The 8,923-nt window shown below is 74.5% G+C and carries 4 protein-coding genes; 3 read left to right on the forward strand and 1 reads right to left on the reverse strand.

The annotated features are described in order from the left end of the window. The first annotated feature begins 60 nt into the window (after positions 1 to 60). Genes E1286_RS25620 through E1286_RS25630 form a run of 3 tightly spaced genes read left to right on the forward strand, consistent with a single transcriptional unit; the run spans position 61 to position 3,433 of the window. A complete protein-coding gene (locus E1286_RS25620; protein WP_132616227.1) occupies positions 61 to 1,206 on the forward strand; it encodes a thiolase domain-containing protein in 1,146 nt (381 codons plus the stop codon). Beyond that, positions 1,206 to 2,804, forward strand: a complete 1,599-nt coding sequence (locus E1286_RS25625) for an acyl-CoA synthetase (RefSeq protein ID WP_132616229.1) — start codon at positions 1,206 to 1,208, stop codon at positions 2,802 to 2,804. The genes E1286_RS25620 and E1286_RS25625 overlap by 1 nt, the downstream gene beginning before the upstream one ends. A gap of 47 nt (positions 2,805 to 2,851) precedes the next feature. Next, positions 2,852 to 3,433 carry a dihydrofolate reductase family protein gene (locus E1286_RS25630; RefSeq protein ID WP_132616231.1) on the forward strand — a complete coding sequence of 194 codons (582 nt, stop codon included), beginning with the start codon at positions 2,852 to 2,854 and terminating at the stop codon, positions 3,431 to 3,433. Positions 3,434 to 3,440: 7 nt separating this feature from the next. Here the strand turns inward: E1286_RS25630 and E1286_RS48105 are convergent, their stop codons facing one another. After that, the gene (locus E1286_RS48105; RefSeq protein WP_165969914.1) at positions 3,441 to 8,765 is read right to left on the reverse strand and encodes a tetratricopeptide repeat protein; all 5,325 of its coding nucleotides are present in this window, start codon (positions 8,763 to 8,765) and stop codon (positions 3,441 to 3,443) included. Between the last annotated feature and the right edge of the window lie 158 nt (positions 8,766 to 8,923).

Here is an 8,923-nt window from a genome sequence, read left to right on the forward strand (position 1 = left end):
GGAGTGGACGGCTGAGGGACGAGGCCGGCCGCGGAGCGAATGAGGAGTGGTGAGCGACCCATGAACAGGTGCGCGGTCATTGGCGTCGGGCAGACGCACTACACCACCAAACGGCGCGACGTCTCCATGGCGGGGCTGGTGCGAGAGGCGGCGCTGCGGGCGCTGGAGGACGCCGGGCTGACGTTCAAGGACGTCGACGCCGTGGTCATCGGCAAGGCGCCGGACCTGTTCGAGGGCGTGATGATGCCGGAGGCGTACCTCGCGGACGCGCTCGGCGCGGCGGGCAAGCCGATGATGCGGGTGCACACGGCGGGCAGCGTCGGCGGCACCACGGCGCTGGTCGGCGCCTCGCTCATCCAGGCGGGCGTGCACGAGCGGGTGCTGGTGGTGGCGTACGAGAAGCAGTCGGAGTCGAACGCCACCTGGGCGCTGTCCACCCATCTGCCGTTCAGCGCGTCGCTCGTGGTGGGCGCGGGCGGCTACTTCGCCCCGCACATCCGCGAGTACATGCGAAGGTCCGGCGCCCCCGGCCACATCGGCACGCTGGTCGCCGTCAAGGACCGGCTGAACGCGCTGAAGAACCCGTACGCGCACCTGAGGATCCCCGGTATCGACCAGAAGACGGTCGAGTCGACGCCCATGCTCTGGGAGCCCATCCGCTACCTGGAGACCTGCCCGAGCAGCGACGGCGCCTGCGCGGTGGTCCTCGCCGCCGAGTCGGCGGTCACCGGCACCCCCGCCTGGGTGCACGGCACCGCCATGCGCTCCGAGCCGATCTTCCGCGCCGGCCGCGACACCGTCAGCCCTCAGGCGGGCAAGGACTGCGCGGCCGACGTCTACCGCCAGGCCGGCATCACCGACCCGCGCCGGCAGATCGACGTCGCCGAGGTCTACGTCCCGTTCTCCTGGTACGAGCCCATGTGGCTGGAGAACCTGGGGTTCGCGGCGGAAGGGGAGGGCTGGAAGCTCACCGAGTCGGGCGCCACGGCGCTCGACGGCGACATCCCGTGGAACGCCTCGGGCGGCGTGCTGTCCAGCAACCCGATCGGCGCCTCGGGGCTCATCAGGTTCGCCGAAGCCGCGCTGCAGGTGCGCGGCATGGCCGGCGACCACCAGGTGGACGGCGCCCGTACGGCGCTCGGCCACGCCTACGGCGGGGGAGCCCAGTTCTTCGCGATGTGGATCGTCGGACGGGAGAGGCCCTGATGGAGTTCAACCACGCTGACCTGTTCGAAGGGCTCGCGGACACGATCGGGGAGCGCACGGCGGTCGTCTGCGGCGGGGAACGCCGCACGTTCGCCGAACTGGACGCCGAGGCCAACCGGCTCGCGCACCACCTCCAGGACCTCGGCGTCGAGCCGCGCCAGCACGTCGGCCTGCACCTCTACAACGGCGTCGAGTACATCGCCGGTCTGCTCGCCGCCCTCAAGATCCGGGCCGTGCCGATCAACGTCAACTACCGCTACGTCGAGGCCGAGCTGGCCTACCTCTACCGCGACTCCGACATCCGGGCGCTGGTCTACGACGTGGAGTTCGAGCCCAGGGTGGCCGCCGTCACGGACCGGGCGCCGATGCTCGGCCACCTGATCGCGGTGGGCGGGCCGCCGTCGATCGGCTCCGCGGTGCCGTACGCGACCGCCCTGGAACGTGGCAAGACCGAGCGCGGCTTCCCGCCGCGGTCCGGCCAGGACGTGTACATCATCTACACCGGCGGCACCACCGGCCTGCCGAAGGGCGCGATGTGGCACGTCGAGGACCTGTTCATGGGCTTCGGCGGCGGCAACCCGTACGGCCTGCCGCGCGCCACCCCGCAGGAGGTGATCGACGAGGCGGTCAAGGCCACCCCCATGGTGATGATGGCCGCCCCGCCGCTCATGCACGGGGCCGCGCAGATGGCCACGTTCCTCGCCTGGTGGATGGGCTCGACCATGGTGTACGTGCGCAAGTTCGACGCCGCCGAGGTGTGGCGGGCCGTCGAGCGTGAGCGCGTCGCCACCCTGAACATCACCGGCGACGCCATGGCCAGACCGCTGGCCGAGGAGCTGGCGCGCGGCTCGTACGACGTCTCGTCGCTGTACGCGGTCGGCTCGACCGGGGCGATCCTGTCCGGCGCCGTACGCGACCGCCTCCAGGAGCTGCTGCCGAACGTCATGATCCTCGACAACTTCGGCTCCACCGAGTCCGGTTACACCGCCTCGGGCGTGGCCGGGTCGTCGCCGGAGAAGGGCCTGCGCTACCAGCCGAACTCCGTGGTCAAGCTGGCCGTGCTGGACGAGCGGCTGCGGCCGGTCGAGCCCGGCTCCGGGCAGATCGGCACGCTGGCCAGGTCGGGACGGGTGGCGTTCGGCTACTACAACGACCCGGAGAAGACGGCCCGCACGTTCGTCACCGACGAGCAGGGCACCCGCTGGCTGCTCACCGGCGACCTGGCCACCGTCGAGCCCGACGGCACCGTGAGCATTTTCGGCCGGGGCTCGCAGTGCATCAACACCGGTGGGGAGAAGGTCTTCCCCGAGGAGGTGGAGGCGGTGCTCAAGGGACATCCGGCGGTGTTCGACGCGGTGGTGACCGGGGTGCCGGACGAGCGGTGGGGCAGCAGGGTGGCCGCCGTGGTGGAGCCGCGCCCCGGAGCCGGGGTCACCGCCGCCGAGCTGGACGCGCACTGCCGGACGCGGCTGTCCGGCTACAAGGTGCCCCGCACGTACGCGTTCGTCGCCGAGATGGTGCGTTCACCGGCCGGCAAGGCCGACTACCGCTGGGCCCGCGAAACCGTCGAATCCTCTTCCGGAGGTGTGTCGATCTGACAGGCCGCCCTTCGTGTAGGTGGTGACCCCACACGAAGGAGAAGGACATGGGCAGGATCGTGGTCATCGAACACCTCACGCTGGACGGCGTCATGCAGGCCCCCGGGCATCCTGAGGAGGACCCGCGGGACGGCTTCCGGCACGGCGGCTGGGCGTCGGCGGCCCAGGACCCCTTGATGCAGGAGGTGATGGGGGCGAGCATGTCGAGCGCCTGGTCGCTGCTCGCCGGGCGCACGACGTACGAACGGTTCGCGGCCTATTGGCCGCGCCAGGCCCCGAACCCGTTCACCGAGGCGCTCGACCGGGTCACCAAGTACGTGGCGTCGACGACGCTGAGCGGGCCGCTGCCGTGGCGGAACTCCGTGCTGCTCCACGGGGACGCGGTCGAGGCCGTCGGCAAGGTGAAGGCGGAGGTCTCCGAGAACCTGGTGGTGTTCGGCAGCGGCGTGCTCGTCCGCTCACTGCTGGCGGCGGGCCTCGTGGACGAGATGGTTCTCATGATCCACCCGCTGGTGCTGGGCTCCGGACGCCGCCTGTTCGCCGGTCCGGGCCCGTCGTCGTTCCGGCTGACCGACGCGACGACGACTCCCACCGGTGTGATCATCGCCCTGTACCGGCCGCGGGACTGACGCGCGGTCAGGGGGTGGCGCCGAGGCGGAGGAGTTCGGCCTCGACGGCGCGGGCCTCCTGGTCGCGGCCGGCCTTCTCCAGCAGCCTGAACCGGCCGCGCAGGACGTCGCGCAGCAGGTCGCCGTCCTGACGGGCCGCGGGCAGGGCGCGCAGCAGGTCGGCGGAGACGCGCAGGGCGGCGTCGGCGGCGTCGTCCCGGCCCAGGTCGAGCTGGCAGAAGCCGAGCCGGGCGTGGGCGACGGCCCTGGCCGGCGCGTCCCGCGTGACCTGCGTGGCCCGGTGGAAGACGAGCCCGGCCTCCAGCGGCCGGTCGGCCTCCATGAGCGCGTCGCCCAGCATGAGCATCGCCCGCGACAGCAGGCCGCCCTGCATCGGGTTGCCGGGGGAGAACTGTTCCAGCTCCGCCACCGCCTCCCGCAGCGGGCTGATCGCCTCCGCCGCGAGGTCGCGCATCCTGAGCGCCGAGGCCAGTGTGAGGCACGCGCCCGCCCGGCCGGTGTGCAGGGCCTGCTGGTCCGTGCCCGTGGCGATCAGCTCGTCGTAGATCGCGATGGCCTCGCGCGCCCTGGTCTCGGCCTCCACGGCGCCGTCCAGCCGCAGCAGCGGGAGCAGCTCCGAGCTCTGCGCCAGCGAATCGGCCAGGACCGCCCGGTACGTCAGGTCGTCCGGGTCCCGCCTGGCCGTCCGGATCAGGTTCTCCACCAGCGCGTTCGCCTCGATGAGCGCGCCCAGCATCATGTGGCAACGCACCAGCCGCTGGGTGGCCAGGGCGTGCTTGACGGTGCCGGGGCGGTGTCCGGTCGCGGCGATTCCGGCGTACTCGGCGGCCTCCCGTGGGCGGCCGGCGGCCAGGAGGTCGTCGGCGATCATCGCGGCGGTCTCCGCGGCGGCCTGCGGATCGGGCAGCGCGGTGAACAGCCGCAGCGCCTCCACCAGGTGCGCCATCGCCACCTGCTCCCGCCCGAACGCCCGTAACACCGTCCCGCGCACCTGAATCGCCCGCGCCCGCACTCGCGCCGGCTCCATCCGGTCCTGCTCCGGCCGGTCCTGCTCCGGCCGGTCCTGCTCCGGCCGGTCCTGGTCGGCGCGGTCCAGTTCGGCCAGGGACCAGGTGATCGCCTCCAGAGCCGCCTGCGGCCGGTCCAGGGCCGCCAGAGTGGCGCCCAGCTGGGCGTACACGGCGGCGGCCACCGACGGGTCGTCCAGTTCGTCGCACAGGTCGGCGGCCCGCTCGCAGTGCGCCAGCGCCTCGACCGCCCGGCCGCGTTCGAGCAGCTCGGCGGCGTACCCGAGCAGGGCCTCGGCGAACGTGCGGTCCGGCCGGCCCCCGAGCAGGCCGACGGCCTGCTCCAGGACGGCGAGCTCGACCCGCCCCGACAGCGCGTACACCGCCGCCAGCTCCGCCAGCGCCACCCCGAGCGGCTCCCGGTACGCGCCGGAGACCACGGCCAGCCCCCGGTAGACGCGCACGGCCAGCTCCGCCCCCAGGACGGCGCCCTCGTCGTCCCCGTCCCGCGCCGCCGCCGCGCCGAACGCGGCCAGGCAGCGGGCGTACCGGGCGTGCAGCTCCGGCGCGCCGCCCAGCGGCACGTCCCGCTCCAGCGCCTCGGCGAACGCGGCGAGCGGACCCGCCAGCCCCGCGGTCCCCGTCATCTCGGCGACGAGGCCGGACAGCTCGTCGACGAGCGTCCCCAGCACATCGGCTCCGGGCAGGGGACGCATGTCCAGGATCCGCGCGTACAGGGCGGCCCCGGCGGCCGGTCCCTCCTCCCGGGCGCGCAGCCTGGCCAGCCGCACCAGCGCCAGCAGGTGCACCCCGATGAGATCGCCGGGCACGGTGCCGACCCGCGCCATGAGCGCGGTCCCCCTGGCCAGCCGGTCCCCGGCCGCCTGCGCGTCGCCCAGCTCCGCCAGGCACAGGCCGCCCAGCTCCAGGCAGGCGGCGGTGAGCAGCCGCGCGTCGTCGTCCCCTGGAGGTGACGGGACGGCGTCGAGCGCGCGGGTGACCGACCGGAGCGCGCCCTCGGCGTCCTGCCGGGCGAAGCGGATCCCGGCCTGCAGCCGCAGCGCGCCGGCCAGCGCCGGCGGCGGTTCCGCTCCTTCGCCCACCAGCGCCGCGTACAGCTCGACCAGCCGGTCGGCGGCGGCCTCCGCGTCGGCCGGGCAGGCGGCGCGCGACAACGCCACGGTCTCCAGCGTCAGCAGATGGGCCAGCTCCGTACGGAAGGCGACGCTCAGCTCCGCCTGCGGCTCGTACGACTCGATGGCGGTGAGCAGGTGCGGGACGGCCTCCTTGTGGCGTCCCAGCCCGACGAGCGCCCGGCCCAGCGCGGCGGCGACCATGCCCACGGCGATCGCGTGCGGCGGGCCCGGCGCGGCGTGCCGCTGGAGCAGCTCCGCCGCCTGCGTGGCCAGCGCGAGCCCGTCACCGGCCCGTCCCGCGTCGGCCCAGGCGGTGGCGAGCACGGCCTGCGCCGACAGGTAGGCGTCGACCAGCTCGGGCCCCGGCGCGCCGGCGTCCTCGACGGCCCTCCTGCACTCCGCCAGCCGCTCCTCCGCCCTGGCCACCGCCTCCTGGGGCGGGGTGACGGTCAGGCCGGGCAGCCACGGCTCGCCGGTCTCCGGCTCGGCCGGCTCCATGCGGCTCAGCCTGGCCCGCACCTCGGCCGATCCGTCCTGCCCGCGTACGAGATGGCCCGCGCCCGGCACGTCGTACAGCTCGGCGGCGATCTCCAGCTGGGCGCGGGCGTCCGCGGTACGGCCCAGCTCGTCCAGGCACAGCCCGAGCAGACGCCTCGCGCGCGCCGCGCCGCCGTCGGCGGCCACCGTCATGGCCTCCTGCAGCGGGGCCAGCGCCTCCTCGGGACGGTCGTCGGCCAGCAGCAGCTCGCCGAGATCGAGGAGCCCGGCGGCGAGCGCGGGGCGGTGCTCGGCGGGCTCCAGCGTGACGAGGGCGCGCAGGTTCCGTACGCACTCGGCGGCGGACCTGGCGGCGGCGTCCAGGTCGTCGAGGCGGGCTTGGACGCCGGCCAGGGCGGAGGCGGCCGAGGCCAGCATGGCCCGCAGCCCGGGCTCCGCGTCCGCGAGGCCCCGCAGGCGTGCCACCGCCTCGGCCGCCGGAACCAGGGCGTCGCGCGGCCTGCCGTACGCGTCCAGCCGGGTGGCGATCAGGTGGAGCCGATGGGCCACGTCGCTGCTGGTCGAAGCCGCCGCCCTGACGGCCTCGGTCGCCGCGACGCCGAGACACCCCGCCACCTCGGGCAGCACCTCGACGGCCTTGACCTCCTCGAACGCCGTCACCGGCCCCGGCACCCGCCAGATCTCCGCCATCCTCGGTCCGGCCGCTCGCGACGCCTCGATGCCGGAGAACGCCGACGGCCCACGCCCGGCCGCATGGGACGGTTCGGGGGCAGCGAACGCCGTTGCCCCAGGAGGGACGTCCGCGTCCAGGACGGACAGCACAGCGGCCACGTGCGCCGCGAAGTCCGGGTCGCCTCCCGCCGCTTCGAACGCCGCCACGGCGTTACCCACCCGGCCGGCCTCCAGCAGCGCGCACGCGAGGTTGTGGTGCGCCCGCGCGGCCTCGCCCGAATAGCGCGGATCCTCCTCGGCCAGGATGCGGAACCTGGCCGCCGCCTCCTGCGCGGGCTTCAGCGCGTCCGCGCCCGCACCGGCGAGCAGCAGGCACGCCCCCAGCCCGAACAGGGCATCCGCCCGCCCGGCAGCCGCCTCGTACGGGGGAGCGCCGGCGTAGCTCTCGACGGCCTCCGTCGCCGCGGCGACCGCCTCGCCGAGCCGTCCCACACTCGCCAGCGCGCTCGACGACCACGTCAGCGCTCCGGCCAGGGCGATGCGGTCCCCGTGCGCGCGCCGGTGCCGGACGGCCAGGTCGGCGAGCGTCACGTTCAGCGCCCGTAACCCCAGCCCGACGCCGCGCCGCGGCATCGGCACCCCGGCGGACACGATCGCGGCCGGCCCCGGATCGGCGGCGACCAGGGCGAGCGCGGCGTCCAGCACGTCGCCCAGCCGGGTGCCGGGGTGCGCCACGGCCTCCCCGACCAGCTCGGCGATCCGGCCGGTGACCAGCGCCCGCAGCGCCGCCCCCACCGGCTCCCTGCCGGACGTCAGGAGCAGCACGTCGATCATGTGGATGAGCTGCTCGACCGTACGGCCCTCGCGGTCGTGCAACGCGAGCACGAGCCGCTCCAGGCCTTCCGTCCCGGCGAGCAACTCCCCGACCACGAGCTCAGGCCCGAACGCCCTCAGCCGCCCGCCCTCATGGGGAACGCCAGGCACGACGGCCGGCAGGCCAGCGAGCTCGGCGGAGGCCGGCGCCGTCAGCGCGAGCGCCGCCACCGCCTGCCGCACGGGCTCTCGTGGCGCGTCCTCCCGCAGGATCTCCTCATCAGGGGATCGGGACTCGTCCTGCCGGGTGTCCTCCTGGGCGGAGTCGTCGCGTTCCGCGCGGATCCACCGGTCCAGTTCGCGGGCGACGAACCGTCCGAGCAGCCCGCCGCCCGCACCTTCGGCCGGATCGCCGTCGCGCACCCGCAGCAGGGCGGCCAGGTGGACATGGAACGGCAGCCCGTACACGGGATCGTCGAGTCGCGGCGGATCCGGGAGGTCGGCGCGGTCAGGAGCGAACGCCCGCATGGCCGCGAGCGCGTGCTCCGTCCGCTCGGGGAGCGTGAGAGGGCGGATGTTGAGCTGGACGGTGGTCGTGGTGAGCCGCCGCAACCAGCCGCCCGACGCCGTGTCCAGCCGCCGCCACCCCTCCGCCTCACCCGGCTCCCTGACCAGGAACAGCAGCCGTACGCGCGGGTTGCGCCCATGCTTGGCCAGCCGCCGGATCAGCTCACCCACCATCGGGTACGACGGCTCCGGCCGATCCACGACCACCAACGTCTCCCGCAGCGCGTCCAGCTCCACCACCTCGGGCCCGGCCGGGCCGGACAGGAGGTCGTGGACCGGGTCCAACGGCAGGAAACCGGTGTCCCAACCGGCCTGCGCGAGCTCCGCGCACAGCTGGACCGCCAGCCGCGTCTTCCCCGTGCCGCTGCGTCCGGTGATGACGGCGATCGACAGCGGGTCCGGTTCGGCGGCCCACGAGCGGAGCTCGTCCAGCTCCTCGTCCCTGCCCAGGAACGGCACCACGGCATGGCGGGCCATCAGCAGCATCCCGTCGGGGCAGCCCTCCGGCGGACGCTCGTGCGCGGGCGTCAACAGCTTCGGCAGGAACACCGCGCGATCGCCCTCCGCCACACTCTCCAGCGCGTCGGGACCCACTCCTGTCAGCTCCCGGAACCGCTCGTCGCCCAGCAACGCGGTCACAGGAATGACGTCCAGCCGATGCCCGGCATCCCCGAAAGCCCACCCACGCGACCGACCGCTGGAAAACGAGCGGTCTTCGCGGACAAGCGACCGACCCCCACCGGAAACGTCGGACTGCCGCCGCCCGCCCCCGGCCGCGGCTCCACGGCCACCCACCC

Source organism: Nonomuraea terrae (genome assembly GCF_004348995.1).
In the GTDB taxonomy this organism is placed as follows: Bacteria; Actinomycetota; Actinomycetes; order Streptosporangiales; family Streptosporangiaceae; genus Nonomuraea; species Nonomuraea terrae.

Bases quoted from the DNA above. Each gene is read 5' to 3' on its own strand.
- E1286_RS25630 (WP_132616231.1), top strand. From the start codon at position 2,852: ATGGGCAGGATCGTGGTCATCGAACACCTCACGCTGGACGGCGTCATG.
- E1286_RS25620 (WP_132616227.1), top strand. From the start codon at position 61: ATGAACAGGTGCGCGGTCATTGGCGTCGGGCAGACGCACTACACCACC.
- E1286_RS25625 (WP_132616229.1), top strand. From the start codon at position 1,206: ATGGAGTTCAACCACGCTGACCTGTTCGAAGGGCTCGCGGACACGATC.